At 68.2% G+C, this 19,751-nt stretch carries 19 protein-coding genes; 10 read left to right on the top strand and 9 right to left on the bottom strand.

All coding sequences use genetic code 11. The annotated features are described in order from the left end of the window. Positions 1-21 precede the first annotated feature (21 nt). Positions 22-414, top strand: a complete 393-nt coding sequence (locus ACFK0J_RS06955) for an acyl-CoA thioesterase (protein ID WP_378742685.1) — start codon at positions 22-24, stop codon at positions 412-414. A 6-nt stretch (positions 415-420) separates the two neighbouring features. On the opposite strand, the gene ACFK0J_RS06960 is transcribed toward ACFK0J_RS06955, so the two are convergent. Genes ACFK0J_RS06960 through pdhA form a run of 3 tightly spaced genes read right to left on the bottom strand, consistent with a single transcriptional unit; the run spans position 421 to position 4,049 of the window. Further along, a complete protein-coding gene (locus ACFK0J_RS06960) occupies positions 421-1,926 on the bottom strand; it encodes a 2-oxo acid dehydrogenase subunit E2 (RefSeq protein ID WP_378737612.1) in 1,506 nt (501 codons plus the stop codon). A 30-nt stretch (positions 1,927-1,956) separates the two neighbouring features. Then, entirely contained in the window at positions 1,957-2,940 is a 984-nt protein-coding gene (locus ACFK0J_RS06965) for an alpha-ketoacid dehydrogenase subunit beta (RefSeq protein WP_378737614.1), read from the bottom strand. Further along, positions 2,937-4,049 carry a pyruvate dehydrogenase (acetyl-transferring) E1 component subunit alpha gene (gene pdhA, locus ACFK0J_RS06970; RefSeq protein WP_378737616.1) on the bottom strand — a complete coding sequence of 371 codons (1,113 nt, stop codon included), beginning with the start codon at positions 4,047-4,049 and terminating at the stop codon, positions 2,937-2,939. Before pdhA ends, ACFK0J_RS06965 begins: the two co-directional genes overlap by 4 nt. Before the next feature lie 145 nt (positions 4,050-4,194). On the opposite strand from pdhA, the gene ACFK0J_RS06975 reads away from it, so the two are divergent. From ACFK0J_RS06975 to ACFK0J_RS06985, 3 genes are all read left to right on the top strand, one after another. After that, complete coding sequence (locus tag ACFK0J_RS06975; RefSeq protein ID WP_378737618.1) at positions 4,195-4,686, top strand: Lrp/AsnC family transcriptional regulator; 492 nt, start codon at positions 4,195-4,197, stop codon at positions 4,684-4,686. A gap of 48 nt (positions 4,687-4,734) precedes the next feature. Continuing rightward, on the top strand, positions 4,735-5,541 hold the full coding sequence (locus tag ACFK0J_RS06980; protein WP_378737619.1) for an SDR family oxidoreductase: 807 nt from the start codon (positions 4,735-4,737) through the stop codon (positions 5,539-5,541). 82 nt (positions 5,542-5,623) lie between these two features. Further along, positions 5,624-6,964: a uracil-xanthine permease family protein gene (locus tag ACFK0J_RS06985; protein ID WP_378737621.1), complete on the top strand. Its 1,341-nt coding sequence runs from the start codon at positions 5,624-5,626 to the stop codon at positions 6,962-6,964. Between the two features lie 5 nt (positions 6,965-6,969). Here the strand turns inward: ACFK0J_RS06985 and ACFK0J_RS06990 are convergent, their stop codons facing one another. Then, entirely contained in the window at positions 6,970-8,196 is a 1,227-nt protein-coding gene (locus tag ACFK0J_RS06990; protein WP_378737623.1) for a benzoate/H(+) symporter BenE family transporter, read from the bottom strand. Positions 8,197-8,422: 226 nt separating this feature from the next. Between ACFK0J_RS06990 and ACFK0J_RS06995 the strand changes: the two genes are divergently transcribed. Beyond that, positions 8,423-9,241, top strand: coding sequence for a sulfurtransferase (locus ACFK0J_RS06995; RefSeq protein ID WP_378737625.1), 819 nt, complete (start codon positions 8,423-8,425; stop codon positions 9,239-9,241). 23 nt (positions 9,242-9,264) lie between these two features. Here ACFK0J_RS06995 and ACFK0J_RS07000 read toward each other — a convergent pair whose 3' ends face one another. Beyond that, on the bottom strand, positions 9,265-9,969 hold the full coding sequence (locus ACFK0J_RS07000) for an HNH endonuclease family protein (RefSeq protein ID WP_378737627.1): 705 nt from the start codon (positions 9,967-9,969) through the stop codon (positions 9,265-9,267). Positions 9,970-10,049: 80 nt separating this feature from the next. Then, positions 10,050-10,412: a hypothetical protein gene (locus ACFK0J_RS07005; protein ID WP_218474309.1), complete on the bottom strand. Its 363-nt coding sequence runs from the start codon at positions 10,410-10,412 to the stop codon at positions 10,050-10,052. A 115-nt stretch (positions 10,413-10,527) separates the two neighbouring features. On the opposite strand from ACFK0J_RS07005, the gene ACFK0J_RS07010 reads away from it, so the two are divergent. Together ACFK0J_RS07010 and ACFK0J_RS07015 are read left to right on the top strand one after the other, a co-directional pair. Further along, a complete protein-coding gene (locus tag ACFK0J_RS07010) occupies positions 10,528-13,521 on the top strand; it encodes a DEAD/DEAH box helicase (protein ID WP_378737629.1) in 2,994 nt (997 codons plus the stop codon). Between the two features lie 2 nt (positions 13,522-13,523). After that, positions 13,524-14,321, top strand: coding sequence for an SWIM zinc finger family protein (locus ACFK0J_RS07015; protein WP_378742687.1), 798 nt, complete (start codon positions 13,524-13,526; stop codon positions 14,319-14,321). Positions 14,322-14,516: 195 nt separating this feature from the next. Here the strand turns inward: ACFK0J_RS07015 and ACFK0J_RS07020 are convergent, their stop codons facing one another. Beyond that, on the bottom strand, positions 14,517-14,990 hold the full coding sequence (locus ACFK0J_RS07020; protein ID WP_378737631.1) for a hypothetical protein: 474 nt from the start codon (positions 14,988-14,990) through the stop codon (positions 14,517-14,519). Between the two features lie 73 nt (positions 14,991-15,063). Between ACFK0J_RS07020 and ACFK0J_RS07025 the strand changes: the two genes are divergently transcribed. Continuing rightward, positions 15,064-15,591 carry a TetR/AcrR family transcriptional regulator gene (locus tag ACFK0J_RS07025; RefSeq protein ID WP_378737633.1) on the top strand — a complete coding sequence of 176 codons (528 nt, stop codon included), beginning with the start codon at positions 15,064-15,066 and terminating at the stop codon, positions 15,589-15,591. Further along, complete coding sequence (locus tag ACFK0J_RS07030; RefSeq protein ID WP_378737635.1) at positions 15,588-16,355, top strand: helical backbone metal receptor; 768 nt, start codon at positions 15,588-15,590, stop codon at positions 16,353-16,355. Before ACFK0J_RS07025 ends, ACFK0J_RS07030 begins: the two co-directional genes overlap by 4 nt. Positions 16,356-16,379: 24 nt before the next feature. On the opposite strand, the gene ACFK0J_RS07035 is transcribed toward ACFK0J_RS07030, so the two are convergent. Beyond that, complete coding sequence (locus ACFK0J_RS07035) at positions 16,380-17,873, bottom strand: flavin-containing monooxygenase (RefSeq protein WP_378737637.1); 1,494 nt, start codon at positions 17,871-17,873, stop codon at positions 16,380-16,382. A gap of 90 nt (positions 17,874-17,963) precedes the next feature. Here ACFK0J_RS07035 and ACFK0J_RS07040 point away from each other — a divergent pair, with 90 nt between their 5' ends. After that, on the top strand, positions 17,964-18,620 hold the full coding sequence (locus ACFK0J_RS07040; RefSeq protein WP_378737639.1) for a TetR/AcrR family transcriptional regulator: 657 nt from the start codon (positions 17,964-17,966) through the stop codon (positions 18,618-18,620). An 18-nt stretch (positions 18,621-18,638) separates the two neighbouring features. On the opposite strand, the gene ACFK0J_RS07045 is transcribed toward ACFK0J_RS07040, so the two are convergent. Continuing rightward, positions 18,639-19,721 (bottom strand): amidohydrolase family protein, encoded by a 1,083-nt coding sequence (locus ACFK0J_RS07045; protein ID WP_378737641.1) that lies wholly within the window; start codon positions 19,719-19,721, stop codon positions 18,639-18,641. Between the last annotated feature and the right edge of the window lie 30 nt (positions 19,722-19,751).

Here is a 19,751-nt window from a genome sequence, read left to right on the forward strand (position 1 = left end):
CAGTATCCGGTGCTCTGGCCGATGCCGACCCGCTGGGCCGACAACGACCACTACGGGCACGTGAACAACGTGACGTACTACTCGTACTTCGACACCGCGGTCAACGCGTGGTTGATGCACGCCACCGGCACCGACATCCGTGAGCTGCCCGCACTCGGCGTCGTCGCGCAGACCTCGTGCCAGTACGTCGGGTCCCTCAGCTTCCCGGACCAGTTGCGGGTCGGCCTGCGCATCTCCCGCCTCGGCCGCTCCAGCATCACCTACGACCTGGCGATCTTCCGGGAGGCCGACGGCGACCTCGAACTCGCCGCCACCGGCACCTTCGTGCACGTCTACGTCGACGCCGAAACCCGCAAACCCGTCGAAATCCCCGACGTCATCCGCACCGCCGCCACCGCACTCGTCACCGACTGATCGCAATCAGATGCGGCTCAGCAGGGTGAGGGGGTCCTCGAGCAGGCTCGCGGCGGTGGCGAGGAAGCGGGCGGCGAGTTCGCCGTCGATCATCCGGTGATCGAAGCTGATGCCGAGCGTGGTGACCCAGCGGATCGCCAGTTCGTCGCGGAATACCCAGGGGCGCTTGCGAATCGAGCCCAGGCAGAGAATCGCCGCCTCGCCCGGATTGACCAGCGGCACGCCGGTGTCCACCCCGAATACGCCGACATTGGTAATGGTGAAGGTGCCGCCGCGCAGGTCGGTCGGGCTCGCGGCACCCGAGCGGGCGGTTTCGGCCAGCCAGCCGATCTCGCGGGTCAGGTCACGCAGGCTCAGTGACTGCGCCTCTTTGATGTTCGGCACCAGCAATCCACGATCGGACGCGACCGCGATGCCCAGATTCACATAGTGCTTGGTGACGATCTCCTGGTTCGCCTCGTCCCAGGAGGTATTGATGCCGGGGAATTCGGCGATTGCCGCCAGCGCGGACTTCGCCACCAGGGCCAGCGGTGTAAGTGTGAGTCCGGCAAAGGATTTGGTCGTTCGCAGGTGGTCGAGCAGCTCCATCGACGCGGTGCAATCAACGGTGACGAAGGTGCTCGCCTGCGGGATGGTGCGGGCACTGGCCAGCATGGCCGCCGCCGTGCGCTTGCGAATGCCGCTGACCGGTGTGCGCACCTCGCGCGCGGGTGGGCTGACACCGTCGCCGGAAGGGGTGACGGCGGATGGGGTTGCGGTCGACCCGGCCCGACTCGCCTTCGTGCGCGATTGCGATACCGGGACCGCGCCGCGCACGTCCTCGACGGTGACCGCACCGTCCGGCCCGGAGCCCGCGACGAACCAGAGATCGATGCCGAGCTCGCGCGCGAGCTTGCGGGCGGCGGGGGTCGCGGCTGGCCTGGTGGGGGACAGTTGCGGCCGCGCGTTTTCCGACATGGTCTCCGCGGCAGGGGATTCGGCGGGTTGCGGACTCTGACTGGACGCGGTCTCCGGTGAATCCGATGGCGCGGCAGCGGTTTCCGACGACAGCTCCGCCGATGTATCGGGTTTCGGAGCCGCGGGCTTGCGTCGCCGTGACGCGGTCTCGCCTTCCGGCCCATAGCCCACCAGCACCGCCGTTCGCCCGGTGCCGTTCGTCTCGTTCCCGTTGGCCGGGCTGTCCTGGCTCGTCGCCTGCGCCGTCCGGCTCACGTCCGGCTGCCCTGTAGCGGCAGGCGCTTCCCCGTTCTGCACCCGGATCAGCGGCGCCCCGACCAGCACGGTGTCCCCGGGTTGTGCGAGCAATTCGACCACCCGACCGGCGAACGGCGACGGCAGCGCCACCACCGCCTTCGCCGTCTCGACCTCGGCGATCGTCTGATTCAAGGCCACCTCGTCGCCGACGCCGACCGACCAGGACACCAACTCGGCGTCGGCCAGTCCTTCGCCGAGGTCGGGTAGCCGGAATTCCAGGACGTTCCCCTGGCTTTGCTGGGGTGCGCGATCTTCCACGGTGGAGCCTTTCCCTACGGCGGACCGGCGTCAGGCGGCGAGCGTTCGATCGACCGCGGCGAGGATGCGGTCGGGGTCGGGCAGATGGAACTTTTCCAGCTTGGCCGGGGGATACGGGATGTCGAACCCGCCGACGCGCAGCACCGGCGCCTCCAGGTAGTAGAAGCAGCGTTCGGTGATCCGCGCGGCGATTTCCGCGCCGAGACCGGCGAAAACGGGCGCCTCGTGGGTGATCACCAGTCTGCCGGTCTTGGCGACCGATTCCGCGATCGTGTCGAAATCGATCGGCGACAGGCTGCGCAGATCGATCACCTCGAGCGAATGCCCCTCCTCTCCAGCGATTTTCGCGGCGGAGAGCGCGGTGGCCACGGTGCCGCCATAGGCGACGATGGTGGCGTCGGTACCGGTGGCGCACACCCGGGCGCGGTCGGCGGGCAGTCCGCCGTCCCGGTCGAGTGCGACGAAGTCGACGTCCGCCTTGTCCCAGTAGCGCCGCTTGGGTTCGAAGAAGATCACCGGGTCGTCCAGCGCGATCGCCTGGCGGATCATCGAATACGCGTCGGCGGGCGTGCTCGGCGTCATCACCCGCAACCCGGCGGTGTGCGCGAAATAGGCTTCCGGCGATTCCGAGTGGTGCTCCACCGAGCCGATCCCGCCGCCGAACGGAATGCGAATCGTGATGGGCGCGGTCACCTTTCCCTGCGTCCGGTAGTGGATCTTCGCCACGTGCGAGACGATCTGATCGAAGGCCGGATAGACGAAACCGTCGAACTGGATCTCACACACCGGCCGGTATCCCCGCAGCGCCATGCCGAAAGCCGTTCCCACGATGCCGGATTCGGCAAGCGGGGTGTCGACGACCCGATTGTTGCCGAAGTCCTTCTGCAAGGCGTCGGTCACCCGGAACACACCACCGAGGCGGCCGATGTCCTCGCCCATGAGAATGACCTTGGGGTCGTCCTCCAGGGCGCGGCGCAGCCCGGTGTTCAGTGCGCCGGCGAAGGTCGTGATCATGAAGGGACTCCTTCCGGTCGCGCGGCAGCCTCGCTGGGATCGCCAGCCAAGTACTCCGCGTATGCCCGCCGCTCTTCGGTGATGAGCGCGTGCGGGGCGGTATAGACGTGCTCGAACAGGTCCATCGGTCCTGGGTCCGGCATTTCGATGGTCGAGGTGCGCACCTGGCGGGCCACCTCGTCGGCCCGGTCGGCGACCGCGCGTTCGAACGCGGAGTCGAACAGCGACTCGCGTTCCAGCAGCCGGCGCAGCCGGTCGATCGGATCGCGGCGCGCCCACTGCTCGGTCTCCGCGGACGAGCGGTAGCGGGTGGGGTCGTCGGCCGTGGTGTGCGGGCCCATCCGGTAGGTGATCGCCTCGATGAAGGACGGGCCGCCGCCGGAGCGGGCGCGCGCCACCGCCTGCCGCGTCACGGCGAGCACCGCGAGCGCGTCGTTGCCGTCGACCTGCACGCCGGGAATGCCGTAGCCGTACGCGCGGCGCACGATCGGCGTCTGACTCTGCACCCGGACCGGTTCGCTGATCGCCCAGTGATTGTTCTGGCACAGGAACACCACCGGGGCGCTCCAGCTCGACGCGAAGCCGAGCGCTTCGGCGATGTCGCCCTGGCTGCTCGCGCCGTCACCGAAGTAGGCGATGGTCGCGATCTCGGCGCCGTCCAGGTGGGCGGCATAGGCGTAGCCGGTCGCGTGCAGGCCCTGTGAGCCGACGATGATGTTCGGATTGGTCATATTGACCGCGCTCGGATCCCAGCAGGAATGTGCGACGCCGCGCCACAGCCGGGTGATCTCGCTGGGATTCACCCCGCGGCAGTAAGCGACGGCGGCCTCGCGATAGCTGCAGAACACGTAGTCGTCGGGGTGCAGGGCGTGCGCCGAACCCACCTGGGTGGCCTCCTGTCCGAGCAGCGGAGCCCATAGACCGAGTTGGCCCTGCCGCTGCAACGCGGTCGCCTCGGTGTCGATCCGCCGGGTGACGACCATGTCCTCGTACATCGTGCGTAGCAACTCGGGCCCGACGTCCGCGACCAGGGCGGCGTGCTCTCGATCGAGCACACGGCGACCGTCGGGCTGGACCAATTGCACCGGATAGTCGACCTTGTCTGGCATCGGTGACCGCCTCCTCACCTGACCCGCGAATACGCGTGTGTCCTACCTCACAGCATCCACGAGAATGCGATGTGCGCAAGTGATCGACGCGGAAATGCGCAGAATGCTCAATTCTTACCCGGACCCGAATGTCATACTGCGTTGTATGACCAGAGAGACGGTCGACGTGACCTTGGACGCCACCGACGCCAGGCTCTTGCTGGAATTGGTCGCCAATCCCAGAGCCACCGGCGTGGAACTGGCCGCCCGGCTGGGGCTGTCCCGCAACACCGTCCAGGCCCGGCTGGCGCGCTGGGAGGCGGGTGGGGTGCTCGGCAGTTTCGAGCGCCGGGTGCAGCCGCGCGCGCTGGGGTATCCGTTGGCCGCGTTCGTCGCGGTAGTCGTCGATCAACACCAATTGGATTCGGTGGTAGAGGAACTCGGCAAAGTGCCCGAGGTGACCGAGGTGTGCGGCATGACCGGACTCACCGATTTGACGGTCCGCGTGGTCGCCAGGGATGCCGACGATCTGTATCGAATCGCCGGGCAGATATTGAAGATTCCCGGGGTAGAGCGCACCAACATGGCGCTGGTGATGCGCGAGCTGGTCGGGCCGCGTACCGCGCCGCTGCTGGATCGACTATCCCGCGGCGGCTGATTTCCGCGGTGCGGTGGCGGTGCCTCGGTGCGGCGATAGGGTGCGGGAATGGAGATTTCGGGCAAGGTTGCGATCGTCACGGGGGCCGGAGCGGGGATCGGTGCGGCGTTGGCCCGCAAGCTGGTCGCCGACGGAGCACGGGTGGTGCTGGCCGATCTCGATGCCGACGGCGCGACGCGGGTTGCCGAATCCCTCGGCGGCGCAGCGGTCGCGGTCGGCGGAGACGTTGCCGACGAGCAGGTGATCCGCGGCTTGATCGAGCGCGCCGAGGCCGAATTCGGGCCGGTGGATCTGTATTTCGCGAACGCGGGCATCGGCGGAGGCGGCGGACTCGACAGCACTGATGCGCAATGGGCGGCGGCGTTGGAGGTCAATGTGCTCGCCCACGTCCGCGCCGCGCGGCTGCTGGTACCCGGCTGGCTGGCCCGGGGGACCGGCTACTTCGTGTCCACCGCCTCGGCGGCGGGTCTGCTCACCCAGCTCGGTTCCGCACCCTACGCGGTCGCCAAGCATGCCGCCGTCGGGTTCGCCGAATGGTTGTCGGTCACCTACGGGGACAAAGGTATTCGAGTGAGCTGCGTATGCCCGATGGGTGTGGACACGCAATTGCTGCACACCGGTCTCGTCCCGGCTGAGCAGGCCGCCGACGCGGAACTCGCGGTCAAGGCGGTGACCACCGCGGGCGCGGTGCTCTCCCCGGATCAGGTCGCCGAGGTCGTGGTCGCCGGTGTCGAAGCCGAACACTTCCTGATCCTGCCGCACCCCGAGGTCCTGAAGATGTACCGCTACAAGGGCTCCGACTACGACCGCTGGCTCGACGGCATGCGCCGCTTCCAAGCCGCGCTGCGCGGCTGAGTCGCGCACTGTCCGCTGTGATGTCACGCGGGCGAAACATTGCGGGGGTTGCGCGTAAAGAACGGCGGCTAGTTCTGTAGCTATGGCAGTTGTAGCGCATCCCGTCGATACCAGGTTGCCGTTCGGGCGGCAGCTCGCCTTCGGCATTCAGCACGTTCTGATCATGTACACCGGGTGCGTCACGGTGCCGCTGGTGTTCGGCGCCGCCGCGGGGCTGGACCGGGGCACCGTCGGGCTGCTGATCAGCGCGGATCTGCTGATCGCCGGGGTCATCACGCTGGTCCAGAGCCTCGGCGTGGCCAAGCTCGCCGGTGCGCGGTTGCCGATCGTCTGCGGCGCCACCTTCGTCGGGCTCAACCCGATGATCCTGATCGCCGAGGAGTACGGGTTGGCGGCGGTCTACGGGTCGATGCTGGTCGGCGGTGTGGTCGGCGTGGCGCTGGCCTGGCCGTTCGCCAGGATGGTGCGGTTCTTTCCGCCGTTGGTCACCGGGACCGTGCTGACCGTGGTCGGCATCTCGCTGATCGGGGTGGCCGGTGGGTTGATCATCGGCACCGACCCGAAGGCGGCGTCGTTCGCCGCGCCGTCGCATATCGGGTTGGCCGCCGTGGTGGTCGTGATCGCCGTGGGATTCCTGTGCCTCGGCCGCGGTGTGTGGTCGCAACTGGGTGTGCTGATCGCCCTGGTGGCCGGGATCGTGATCGCCGTACCGATGGGATTGGTGGACACCGGCGGCATCGGGACCACCGACTGGGTGGGCCTGCCGAGCCCGTTCCACTTCGGCGCGCCGGAGTTCCCGATCACCGCGGTGGTCGCGATGAGCATTGTGATGGCGGTGGTGTTCGCCGAGTCCACCGCGAGCATGCTGGCGATCAGCGAGATCACCGGAAAACCGCTCGGCAAGGGCGATTTGGCGCGCGGCCTGGTCGGTGACGGACTCTCCGGCGTACTCGGCGGCATCTGCACCGCGTTCATCGACACGATCTTCAACCAGAACGTCGGCTCCGTCGCGGCGACCCGGGTGTACAGCCGCTATGTCACCGCCACCAGCGGCGCCATCCTGGTGCTGCTCGGTGTGCTGCCCCGATTCGGCGCGATCGTCGCGGCGGTACCCGAACCGGTGGTCGGCGGTGTCGGCCTCGTATTGTTCGCCACCGTCGCGATCGTCGGCGTCGACACTTTGCGCAAGGCCGATCTCGCCGATCGGGTCAACGCCACCATCGTCGCCACCGCCCTCGGTGTCGGTCTGCTGCCGGTCATGGCGAAGGATATGTTCGTCAAGTTCCCCGACTCCGCGCAAATCCTGCTTACCAGCGGCGTAACCTTGGGCGCGGCAACAGCTTTCGTGCTCAACCTGCTGTTCAATCACACCAGGCTCGGTGTCCTCGCCCGTGGCGTTGTGCCGCGGCGACTTTCGTTGTGACGCGGTCAGTCGCGGTGCGTCAGTACCTTGCGGACTACCAGTCCGGCGAGCAGCGCCCAGAAAGCCGCGCCGATGCCGAGGAAACCCACGCCGGAGGCGGCGATCAGGAAGGTGACCACGCCCGCTTCGCGGTGCTGTTCGGACCGCAGGGCGCCGGTCAAGGCGGCCGCCAGGGTGGCCAGGAGGGCAAGGCCCGCAACAGTTTCCAGGGTGCCTTTGGGAGCGGCGGCGATGAGGGTGACCAAGGCTGCTGAGCCGAGGGCGAGCACCAGGTAGCCCGCGCCCGAGGTGAAGGACGCGATCCAGCGCTTCTTCGGATCGGGGTGGGCCGCGGGGGCCGCCGAGAGCGCGGCGCTGATCGCGGCCAGGTTGATCGCGTGGCCGCCCGCGGGGGCGCCGACAATGGTGCCGATGCCGGTGACGGTCATCGCCGACCGCCACGGGACTTCGTAGCCGAAGGACTTCATGACCGCGGTTCCCGGAATGTTCTGCGAGGCCATGGTGACGATGTAGAGCGGTATCGCGACGCCGATCATCGCCTGCCAATTCCACTGCGGCAGCGTCAGTTCCACCGATGGCACCATCGCGGCGACGTCGAGGTGCCGGTGCTGCACGGCGATGCTGATGCCCGAGCCGACTGCCGCCGTGGCGAACGCGGCGATCACCGCCCAGCGCTTGGCCACCCGCTGCAGCACCAGCCACACCAGGATCACCGGAACGACCACCGCCGGACTGGACTGCACCGCCTGCACCGGCGCGAGGCACAGCGGCAGCAGCACCCCGGCCAGCATGGCCTGCGCGATCTCCACCGGTATCGCGGCGACCAGATTCCCGAGTCGCTGCCACAGGCCGGTGACCACGATCAACACCCCGGCGAGCGCGAACGCGCCGACCGCGGCGGGCCAGCCACCGGCCACCGCACCCGTGCTCGCCAGCAGCGCGGCGCCGGGGGTCGACCAGGCCAGCGTGATCGGCATCCGATACCGGTAGCTGAGCAGCATCATGCCGACCGCCTGCGTCACGCACACCGCCAGCAGTCCCGACGCCGCCTGCGCCGGGTTCGCGCCGACGGCGGTGAGCCCGCTGAGCACCACGGCGAACGCGCTGGTGAACCCGACGAGTGCGGTAACGACACCGGCGCCGAGCGGCTGGGCGAGCCCGGCCGCGGGAGCGACCGCGGATTCGGGGTCGGGGGTGACGGGTGCCTCGGGCGCCGAGGAAACGTTCGACATTGTGGCGATCCTGCCCGCAACTGGACTGCTTCGTCACGGGCCAGTCGGCCGAAACTGGACCGAATTGGCGGTGCTGGTCCGGGCGGGCCGCGCTCGATGGTTCGTCCGACCGGGCCGCCGTCGCTACCGGCGAGTAGCGCTGGGGTGCAGCCACATTCCCCTGTTCAGGTGCGTAGTCTGAGGGGTATTCGGTGCGCGAGGGTGCGATTCTGAACTAGGAGCTGGGTTGAGCGCGGTACTGATCTCGCCGGAAGAGCTTCGGGAAGTGTTGTCGGACAAGCGGGTTCGCCTGCTGGATGTCCGATGGGCGCTAGGTGACCCGGACGGCCCGCAACATTATCTGGACGGCCACATCCCGGGCGCGGTGTTCGTCGACATGGAAACCGAGCTGGCCGCGCCGCCCTCGCCGACCCGCGGCAGGCATCCGCTGCCCGACATCGCGCAGCTGGAGAAGTGCGCGCGCAGCTGGGGCATTCGCAACGGCGATCCGGTGGTCGTCTACGACGCGACCGGCGGGATGGCGGCCGCCCGCGCTTGGTGGCTGCTGCGCTGGGCGGGCATCGCCGACGTGCGGCTCCTCGATGGTGGCCTGCCCGCCTGGACCAACTCCGGCGGCGAGCTCGCCACCGGCACCGAACCCGACCCCGAGCCCGGCGATGTCGAGCTCAGCCCCGGACACCTGAAAGTCATCGATGCCGACGCGGCCGCCCGCTGGCGTGGCGTGCTGCTCGATGCCCGCGCGGGCGAGCGCTACCGCGGCGAGGTCGAGCCGATCGATCCGCGGGCCGGTCACATCCCCGGCGCCATCAGCGCACCCACCGCCGAAAACCTGGATGCCCAAGGGCGTTTTCGCGACCCAACCGAATTGCGCGAGCGTTTCGCCGCATTCGGCACCGGACCGATCGCGGTCTACTGCGGCTCCGGCGTCACCGCGGCCCATCAGGTGGCCGCCCTGGCGGTGGTCGGTATCGACGCCGCCTTGTATCCGGGCTCGTGGTCCCAGTGGTCGAACGATCCGAAGCGGCCCGTCGCGACCGGAAGCTGAATCCGATTCGGTGCACCCGATATTCAAGGACAGTTCCGGGCGACCCCCTGCAACGCCATGGTGTCGGCGGTGGTCAACGGCAGGTCGTAGTGGACGGCTGCGGTGAGGTATTTGCCCGCGTAGAAGCAGTGGTTCGCGCGGGCGGGCGGTAGCCAGTCCTCGGGCGTTTTGTCGCCCTTGGCCTGGTTGATCCGTCCTTCGGTGGCGAGCAGGTTGAAGTCGACGTCGTTGGCGAACCGGATCCGGCGCTCCGGCGGCCAGAAGGCCGCGCCCATGTCCCAGGCGGCGGCCAGCGAATACACGTGGTCGATCTGCACCTGGTCGGCGTCGGCCTTGGTGAAGGGGATCTGCTTGCCCGTGTACGGATCGTTCAAGGTGCCGCCGACCACCACACAGTCATTGGTTCCCGGCCGGAAACTCACCCCGATGAGCTGCTCGGCCAGCACGTTGTTGCGGGTGTCGCAGCCGTCGTGCCCGCCTGGACCGTCGTAGTCGTCGGTCCAGGCGGGTCCGAACACGCATTTCTGTCCGGCCTTGCAACCACGGTCGTAGCCGCCGGGATGCGGCCGGTCCGGGATGACCCGAACACCGGCCAGCAGCCGCTCCAACTCGACCCGGGTCGGACTACCCGGCGCGGGCGCCACCGGGGCCGTACCGAATTGGGCGCACCCCGCCGCGGACAGCACGACGAGCACGCCGACGAGCCATCGCCGAATGTCCGCACCCATGGCGCCAGGTGTACACGGATGGACCGACATGCGTAGAACCCGAAGAAAGAGCAGTTGTCAGGAGCGGAGTGGAACACCCCTCACAGCCAGGCACGCGCGAGCAGGTCGTCGTCGGCGACCTCACTCGCCCGCGGCGGGAACCGGGTGGCCGAAATCGACTCGGTGTTCGCGCCGTCGTGCCCGATCAGCCACGAGCCGCCGCGTTCCTCGCACTCGGCGAGCTTGGCGAAGGTGGCGAGCAGGAAGGTGATGGCCTCGTTCGGGTCGAGAGTTCGAGCCAGGCGCTGGGATTCACCAGGGCGGGACAGGTCCAGCCACACGCCGGACTGACCGTCCAGGCGCATACCGACGATCTTCTCGGCGTTGATGAAGGTGAATTTGCGTCGCTCCCACGGCGTCGTCGGCGTGAAGCTCTGCTCGAGAACCTGGAGCAGAATCGTCATGATTGCCTCCGTTGACCAGCGGATATTCAAGTATGTTCCGCCCGGCCCCAGAAATCCATAGCGGCAGGGTCGCCGCCGCTGGATCGCTGTCGGACCCACCTGCTTGGATGGGCTGATGCTGCACGGTCTGTGGTCGCCGGGATCCGGGTTGCTGCTCTGGCACGACGCACCCCTCACCGCGCTGCCCGACCCGTTGGGCAGCGTGTTGAGCGCGTCCAAATTCCGGCACCGGGCCGATGTGCTGGTCAGCGGTCCGGACGGCACCGCGACCGAACAGGTCCGCGCGCACGCGATGGTCCCGGCGGCTGCGGCGGAGGCACTGCGGCAGCGCCTTCCCGCGGCGGCGGTGGCCGGTGATCTGCGCTTCCTGGCGCACGTCGCGCACGGTGTCGAGCGGTGGGTGCGGGCCGGCCGGATCGTGCCGGAACTGCGCCGGGAAGACGGTCAGTGGTGGGTGCGCTGGCGGCTGGTCGGTGGCGAGCGGCAGCGCGCCTGGCTGGCCGAGTTGGCGGTGGCCATGCCCGCCGCGTTGCGGGTGGCGGGTCGGCCGACCGTGCTGCTCGATGACCTGGTCACCGAACTCACCGACCCGATCGCGCGGGCGTTGATCGACCTGCCGGACTCGTCGCATCCGCTGGTCGATGCCCTGGTCCGCGATGTCCCGCTGGACGGCGGCAGCTACCAGGTGGCCGAGGTGCTGGAGCGGTGGCGGGCCACCCTGACCGGCGACGAGCCGGAACTGGTGCTTCGTCTGCTCGAGCCGGACGGCGAGGTCGGCACCGCGGACGAGTCGGTGGCGCTGTGGCGGCTGCAGGTCTGCCTGCGGGTCGACGGCGAGGCCCCGAATCCCGTGCTGTTGCAAGGTGATCCGAATCTGCTCCGAAACGCGGTGGAGCAGCTCGGGGAGGCGCAGCGGGCCTATCCGCGGCTGCGTGAACTGCCGAGCGACCCACAATCGCTGGATCTACTGCTGCCGACCGAGGTCGTCGTCGATCTGGTCGAACATGGGGCGCACGCGTTGCAGGCGGCGGGGGTCCCGTTGCTGCTGCCACGCGCCTGGAATGTCAGCGCGCCGACCATGCGGCTGCGAGTGGAGAGCGCGGTGCCCGCGGCCGAGAGCATCGTCGGCATGCCGGGACTCGTCTCCTACCGGTGGGAACTCGCGCTCGGCGACACCGTCCTGACCAAGGCGGAGATGGAACGGCTGGTCCGCAGCAAGTCGGACCTGGTCCAGCTGCGCGGCGACTGGGTGCAGGCCGACCACAAGGTGCTGGCCGCCGCCGCCCGTTACGTCGCCGCGCACGCCGACACCTCCGAAATCACCTTCGCCGACCTGATCGGCGAACTCGCGGGCGGTCGCGTCGAGCAGGTACCGATCACCGAGGTCACCGCCACCGGCTGGGCCGCCGACATTCTGGATCGGACCCGCGAGCTGGCCCCGATCGCGCCCCCGGTCGGGCTGAAGGCGCAGCTGCGGCCCTACCAGGAACGCGGCCTCGCGTGGTTGGCGACCATGAGCCACATGGGTTTCGGGGCGATCCTGGCCGACGACATGGGCCTAGGTAAGACCGTGCAGGTGCTCGCGCTGTTGGTGCACGAGCGCGAGACGGCCCGCACGGTGCGGGACCAGCGGGCCGGAAATGACCAGGCAGCGTCGACGAGTCGGGTTCGCACCTCGGCGGATGCGAATACCGAAGACGCGGTGGTCATTTCGCTCGACGCCGCGCGGCGTCGCAAGGCCGGGGTTTCCGACGACGGGGTCGACCGGCAGCACGCCCTCCGGCAGCCGAGGCAAGACTCGCGTCCGGACGGGATGCCCGGGCCCACCTTGCTGGTGTGCCCGATGTCGGTGGTCGGCAACTGGCAGCGGGAGACCGAGCGTTTCGCGCCGGATCTACGCGTATGGGTCCACCACGGCGCGGGCCGCCGCTCCGGCGCGGAGCTGGACGCGGCGGTCGCCGAGGCGGATCTGGTGATCACCACGTATTCGCTGCTCGCGCGCGATCTCGACGAGTTGAAGCGGCAGACCTGGGACCGCATTGTGCTGGACGAGGCACAGCACATCAAGAACGCCGGCACCAGACAGGCACGCGCGGCGCGTGCGCTGCCCGCACGACATCGGCTGGCGCTCACCGGAACTCCGGTGGAGAACCGGCTCGAGGAATTGCGCTCGATCATGGATTTCGCGGTGCCGAAGGTGCTCGGCAGCCCGCAGACCTTCCGCGCCCGCTTCGCCGTGCCCATCGAACGCGAGCGGGACGAGAACGCGATCAGCAGGCTGCGGATGATCACGCAACCGTTCGTGCTGCGCCGGGTGAAGACCGATCCCGCGGTGATCTCCGATCTGCCGGACAAGCTGGAGATGACGGTGCGCGCCAACCTGACCGTCGAGCAGGCCGCGCTGTACCAGGCGGTGGTCGACGACATGCTGGCCAAGATCAAGGACGCGAAGGGCATGGCCCGCAAGGGCGCCGTGCTCGGCGCGCTGACCAGGCTGAAGCAGGTGTGCAATCACCCGGCGCACTTCCTCGGTGACGGCTCCGCCGTGTTGCACCGCGGCGGCCATCGCTCCGGCAAGCTCGCCCTGGTGGAGGACGTGCTCGACGCGGTGCTCGCGGACGGCGAGAAAGCGTTGCTGTTCACCCAGTTCCGCGAGTTCGGCGAGCTCATCGCGCCCTACCTGGCCGACCGGTTCGGCACCGACATCCCGTTCCTGCACGGCGGGGTGCCGAAGCAGCGGCGCGACACCATGGTCACCCGGTTCCAGGAGCCGGACGGCCCGCCGCTGATGCTGTTGTCGCTCAAGGCCGGTGGCACCGGACTGAACCTCACCGCCGCCAATCATGTTGTGCACCTGGATCGCTGGTGGAACCCGGCGGTGGAGAACCAGGCCACCGACCGCGCGTACCGGATCGGTCAGCAGCGCAATGTTCAGGTGCGCAAACTGGTCTGCGTCGACACCATCGAAGAGCGGATCGACGAAATGATCAAGGGTAAAAGGCAACTCGCCGATCTGGCGGTCGGTGCGGGGGAGAACTGGATCACCGAGCTCAGCACCGACGACCTGCGTGAGTTGTTCACCCTCGGGGCGGAGGCGGTCGGCGAGTGAGCATCGGAGGGCAGGAGCGAAGCGACTCGGGAAAGAGGTTCAGCATCGACTACAGCGAGTACGGCAAACGCCGCCCGGTGCGGGGTGGCGTCGAAGCACGCAGTCGGCGTGGCGGTTTCGGGCGCACCTGGTGGGGTAAGGCGTTGATCGACGCGGTCGAGCAGATGGCCGATGGCGGACGCATGTCGCGCGGCCGCACCTACGCCCGGGCCGGGCAGGTGGTCAGCTACCGGATCGAGCCGGGCTCGGTGACCGCGGAAGTGCAGGGCAGTCAACCCCGGCCGTTCACCGCGGTGTTCACGGTCCGGCCGCTGCGTGCGGAAGAAATCGAACTGCTCATCGAGACGATCCGCGACGCGCCGGGCATGCTCGCCGAGATCGCTTCCGGCGCATTGCCGACCGCACTCGGTCCGCTGCTGCTGCCGACCACGGCGGCCGATCTGGATTTCACTTGCAGCTGCCCCGATCCGGGTTGGCCGTGCAAGCATGTGGCCGCGGTCTGCTACCTGCTGGCCGAACGGCTCGACGAGCGCCCCCGCGAGATTCTCGCGCTGCGCGGCCTCGACTTGGACACCCTCATCGGTGGTATCGAACGTGACTTGCGCGCAACGGATTCCGCTGATCCATACGGAAACGAAGCCGAGCTGCCGAACCTGCCGAAGGTCGAATTCCGTCCTGCCCCCGAGGATCTGGACCCGCTGCTGTTGCGCAAGGCGATGCGGATGACCTCGGCCGAGGAGTCGATCGCCGCGGCCGGGTTGCGCGAATTCACCGCGCTGTATCGCATGTTCGACGGCTGAGCCGGCTGTGGTGGGCACCCGGCGTCGGGGCTTACGGTTGCCGCCGGACTCTTTGGGGCGGGATCAGGTCCGGCTGCACAGGGACCGGGACTTCCCGACACCGGATGCCTCACCCAGTCTGCGCGTGCCGGACCCGCCCCGGAACTGCCCGAGGGTTGCCCGATCACTGCCCCTGCATCGAAGGCGGGGCAGTGTTCAGGCCGTCCGGGGGTTACCTGCCACCAGCACCGCCGCGAAGCACAGCGTGGCAAGTCCGGACGCCACGATGGCCAGCTCGGGGAAATACAGGCAGGCGATCCAGCACATCCCGCCCGCCGCTGCCAGGCAGATCGCGTTGAACAGCGACCATCGGGCGATCAGCTGTGGCGCAGCACGCACCGCGACGATCGCCAGCAGGCCGAAAAGCAGGGCGAGCAGCCCCATTCCGACGCTGTAGCCGGTGTTCAGGCCGAAGACGGTCACCTGCCTGCTGCCGTCGAACATCGATGTGGATACCTGCGCCGACAACTCGTTGACGACCTCTTCGGCCGGTGAGTCGTTGCCGTTGAAGACGTGCAAGCCCAGCAGGTGCGCCAGGCCGATGAAGCCGAGCAGCGCGGACCCGGTGAGGTGGACCGGGGTGGCCCAGCGGGCGGAGCGGATGGTGGACGAGGGTGTCATCGCGGTCATCGCGACCTCCGTAACTCGGGCCGAGCTAGCATTCCGCCGAACAGAACAAAAGTTACGTTATAGGCTCGCGAACGTGGCAGGCAAGAGTTCATGGCTGGAATCCGGTCTGATGATTCTCGGTGCGGCCGGACCGGCGGGGCTGACGCTGGACAAATTGGTCGCGGCGACCGGGCTGAGTACCGGCTCGTTCTATCACCACTTTTCGGGCATGTCCGGATACAAAACGGCATTGCTCGCGCACTTCGAGGAGGTGCACACCACCCGGCATCTGCGTGCGGTGGCGGCCGCCGAACAGCTCGACGCCAGGGGACGGCTGGAGTTGCTGCTCGACCTCGTGCTGCGCGACGAGGAACCGGCCCGTTTGGAAATGGCGATCCGTTCCTGGGCGATCGACGACGCGAACGCGGCCGAGGTCAAGGCCCGCGTCGACGCGGCCCGGCTGGGCTTCCTACGAAACCTGTTGGGGGAGAGCGGATACGACGATTCCGCTGCGGGACAGCTGGCGCAGATCCTCTACCTGCTGGTACTCGGCGCGGACTGCATGCTTCCCGCGGTGCCGCCGGATGAATTGCGCCTCCTCGCCCTCCGGGTCCTGTCATGACCGGTAGCGATGATCTGGGCACCGCTGTGGCACTCACCGAACCGCCGCGCCGGGTGGTGTCCCTGGTGCCCTCGTTGACCGAGGCGGTGGCCGCGACCTGCCCGGAACGTCTGCTTGCTGCAACCGAATGGTGCACGCAGCCAAAGGATCTCGCTGTCGAACGGGTACGCGGCACGAAGAATCCGGATGTCCGCCGCATCATCGAGCTCGCGCCCGACCTGGTGCTGTGCAACAAGGAGGAGAACCGGCGCATCGATGTCGACCGTCTCCGCGCTGCCGGAATTCCGGTGTGGGTCACCAGAATCGAAACGGTGGACGAGGCGCTCGCTTCGCTGGCCCGGCTCTTCACCGTCGCCCTCCGCACCGGCATACCGCCCTGGCTCACCGCGGCCGAATTCGTCTGGGCGCCACCGCCGCCGACACCGCCGCGCAATGCGGTGATCCCCATCTGGCGCAATCCCTGGATGGTGGTCGGCCGCAACACCTTCACCGGCGACCTGGCCGGGCGCCTCGGTCTGCGCCTCGTGCACGCGGACCGCCCGGACCGTTATCCCCGCCTCACCCAGGACGAACTGACGGCTGGAATCGACCTCGCCGTCCTGCCCGACGAGCCGTACGTCTTCACCAGAACCGATGGCCCCGACGCCTTTCCGGGAACACCGGTCGCCCTGGTGGAAGGCCGCAGCCTCACCTGGTACGGCCCGTCCTTGGTCACCGCGCGGGAAACCCTCACCCGGCAACTCGCCCAGGCTTTTCTCCCCTGAGCCCGGCCGCTGGAGTGTGTGGCGCTAAGCCGACGTCGCGAACCGGTAGTCGGCCAGGTCGAAATGTCCACTGCGCCAAGCCGCCTCGACCGTGGTCGACGGCCGCAACGGCACATCGCCGTGCTTGTCGAAGTAGTAGCTGTTGGACAGCGCGCAGCTGTCCTGCCAGAACACCTGGCCGCCACGGCGGGCGAGCATTTCCCGGAAATACCGGTCGTTGGCCTCGCGGGTCACTTCGACGACTGTCGCATTGCCCGCCCGGGCGTGGCGCAGACAGCGCAGGATGTGTCTGGTCTGGTTCTCGATCAGCGCGAAGTAGGACGAGCCGTTGTAGCCGTACGGCCCGATCATCGAGAAGAAGTTCGGGAAGCCGGGAACGCTGACACCCTCGTAGGCCTGCAGCCGGTTCTCGTCCCACCACTTCTCCAGGTCGAGGCCGCCGAGGCCGCGCAGGCGGTAGGTCGGCATGTTGCCGGACTCCATCACCTTGAAACCGGTCGCCAGAATCAAGACGTCGACCGGGTATTCGGCGCCGGTGGCGGTGCGCACGCCGGTGCTGGTGATCTGTTCGATCGGGTCGGTCTCCAGCACGACATTGCCGCGGTTGAACGTGGCCAGGTAGTCGTTCGAGAAGCTGGGTCGCTTGCAGCCCAAAGCGTAACGCGGCGTGAGCTTTTCGCGAACGACCGGATCTTTCACCTGACTGCGCAGGAAGGACAGGCCCAGCCGCTCGCCGAGCGCGGCCGTCGGCAAACTCTTGTGATAGTGCGCGGCGATCGGGAAGGTGAGCTCGACGTATGTCTGGCTGATCAGCCGGGTCAATGACCGCGCGCCGGGCACCCGCAGCGCCCACTGCACCGGCTTGGGCAGCGGCAGGTCCAGCCGGGGCAGGCACCAGATCGGCGTGCGCTGGAAGACGACGAGTTGCTCGACCTCCGGCGCCGTCTCCGGAATCACCTGCACCGCGGACGCTCCCGTGCCGATGATGGCCACTCGCTTGCCGCGCAGGTCCTGCCGATGATCCCAGCGCGAGGTGTGCATGGTGACCCCGGCGAAGTCCTCGACGCCCGGGATCTCGGGCAGCTTGGGCCGGGTCAGCACCCCGGTGGCACTGATCACGAACCGGGCCCGCAGCTCGCCGCCGTCGGCGGTGTGCAGCCGCCACCGGCAGCCGACCTCGTCGAACTCGGCCTCGGTGATGTTGGTGTTGAACCGGATTCGGGGTCGCAGCTGGTACTTGTCCACGCAGGATTCGGCATAGGCCTTCAGCTCATGGCCCGGCGCGTAGGTCCGGGACCAGCCCGCTCGTTGCTCGAAGGAGAACTGATAGCTGAACGACGGGATATCCACGGCGATACCGGGGTAGGTGTTCCAGTGCCACGTTCCACCGACGCCGTCGGCCTCGTCGACGATGAGAAAGTCGTCGAACCCGGCCTCCCGCAACTTGATCGCGACGCCGATCCCGGAGAACCCGGCGCCCACGATGATTACCTCATGATCGACACCATTGCCGTTCATGCCACCTCCTGGATCCGGTGCGGCGTCCCGCCCGCGGTAACTGGCCGCACATGCCACCAATTAGGCGCGCGGTGCGGTACTTTGTCAACCATGAGCTTGCGCGTACCGGCCCGCACCTGGGGCGGCCGCACTACCGAGGAGCGGCGTGCCGAACGCCGGACGCGGCTGATCGATGCCGCCCTCGACATCTGGATCGAAAACGGCTGGGCGGCGGTGACAATGCGTGGCGTCTGCCAGCGCACCGCGCTCAACGACCGCTACTTCTACGAACACTTCGCCGACCGTGACGCACTGCTCGGCGATGCCTGGGACGCCGTGTGCGCCGAGGTCTACGCCGACCTGGCGGCGATCGTCGCCGAACACATCGAGCAGCCGCCGCTGGAGATCTTGCGTGCGGCGGTGACCGGCGTAGTGCGCCTACAGTCCGACGATCGCGGGCCCGCCCGCATCCTGCTGGCCGATCACGCGGGCAGCGCCGTGCTCGAGCAGCGCCGCAAGACAATGCTCACCGACGCCACCGACCTGCTCATCGCCACCGCACGGCCGTACCTGCGCCCGGATACCGACGAGAGCGAGTTCCGGATGAGCACGCTTGTCGGCATCGGCGGCTTCATCGAACTGCTCACCGCATGGCGCACCGGCGCGCTGGATATCGACGGCGCCCGCATCGTCGAACACATCTGCCGGATCGGCGCGCTGCTCGGTACGCAGTATCTGCCGCCGGAGGTCATTCCGCCTGCGCGATAAGGGGTTTCATCGAAAGCCTCAGCTGGGCGGGTCGTCGATTCGATACACGCGTCGAGCGGTATTTCGGAAGATCTGCGCCAGTTCCGGCTGTCCGCCGCCATGTGCGGTGACCGCCGCGGCAACCGTCTCGACACTGTTGGCGATGCTGGTAATCGGTTTGTCCACCGGGAAATTCGAGCCCCACAGCAGCCGGTCGGCACCGAAGAATTCGAGGGCGTGCCCGATCATCGGCCCGATGCGGTCGAGCAGCACCGGAACGGGAGTGGCGGTGCCGCGCGGCGGCACCGGATGGCCGAGAATCGGCATCGTCAGGCCACTCACCTTCGCGACCACGTTGGCATTGGCGGCCACGGCGGCGAGATCGTCGCGCCAGCGCACGAATAACTCGCGGCGCAGGCTCGGGTTCGTTCCGGTGTGTTTGCCGACGGGGCCGAAAATGCCTGCGGGGGTGCCGAGATGGTTGAGCACGATCGGGACCTGGGGGTAGCGCTCGGCGAGTTCGGCGACGTCGGGAAGCTGGTGCGAGTACACCCAAGCCTCGAACGAGAGGTCCTGCTCGGCCAGGTGCGCGAAGCCGTCCAGAAATTCCTTGCTGACGAGGGCGTGCTCGGTCTTGGTGAACGGCCGGACACCCGGGTCCGGATGCAGTGCGGTCAAGGTTCGGATCCCGCGCAGCAGCGGCGAGGCCGACCGGTGGGCGTCGAGCAGTTCGGCGAACCCGGCCGCTGACGGATCACCCGAGCCGATGATCGCGCCGAGCGCGGGAGTGTCCACGCCGAACGGCAGGCTGGCCACCCACCTGGTCTCATTGGCCTGGGCGGTGCCGCCTTTGTCCGACCAATCGGCCTCGATGTGCACGATCGCCTCGACCGGCATGTCGCCGGCGTCCGCGCGATAGTTCGCGGGCAGGTACGGCTGCGCGTACGCCGTGGGATCGCCGACGAACTGCCGGTCGCGGCGGGGTGCGAGCCGGGCAGCGACATCGAGGGGGATCGGCAGCACCCGGAATACCTTCGCCATGCTGCTGAAGACCCGTGGCGTCGTGAACGGGTCCCACTGATGGATGTGTGCGTCGATGATCCGAATACCGCTGAGATCCATGTCCGCCGTCCCAACTCGCGCCGATGGCTC

Origin of the sequence: Nocardia brasiliensis, assembly GCF_042691675.1 — a bacterium.
GTDB lineage: Bacteria > Actinomycetota > Actinomycetes > Mycobacteriales > Mycobacteriaceae > Nocardia > Nocardia brasiliensis_D.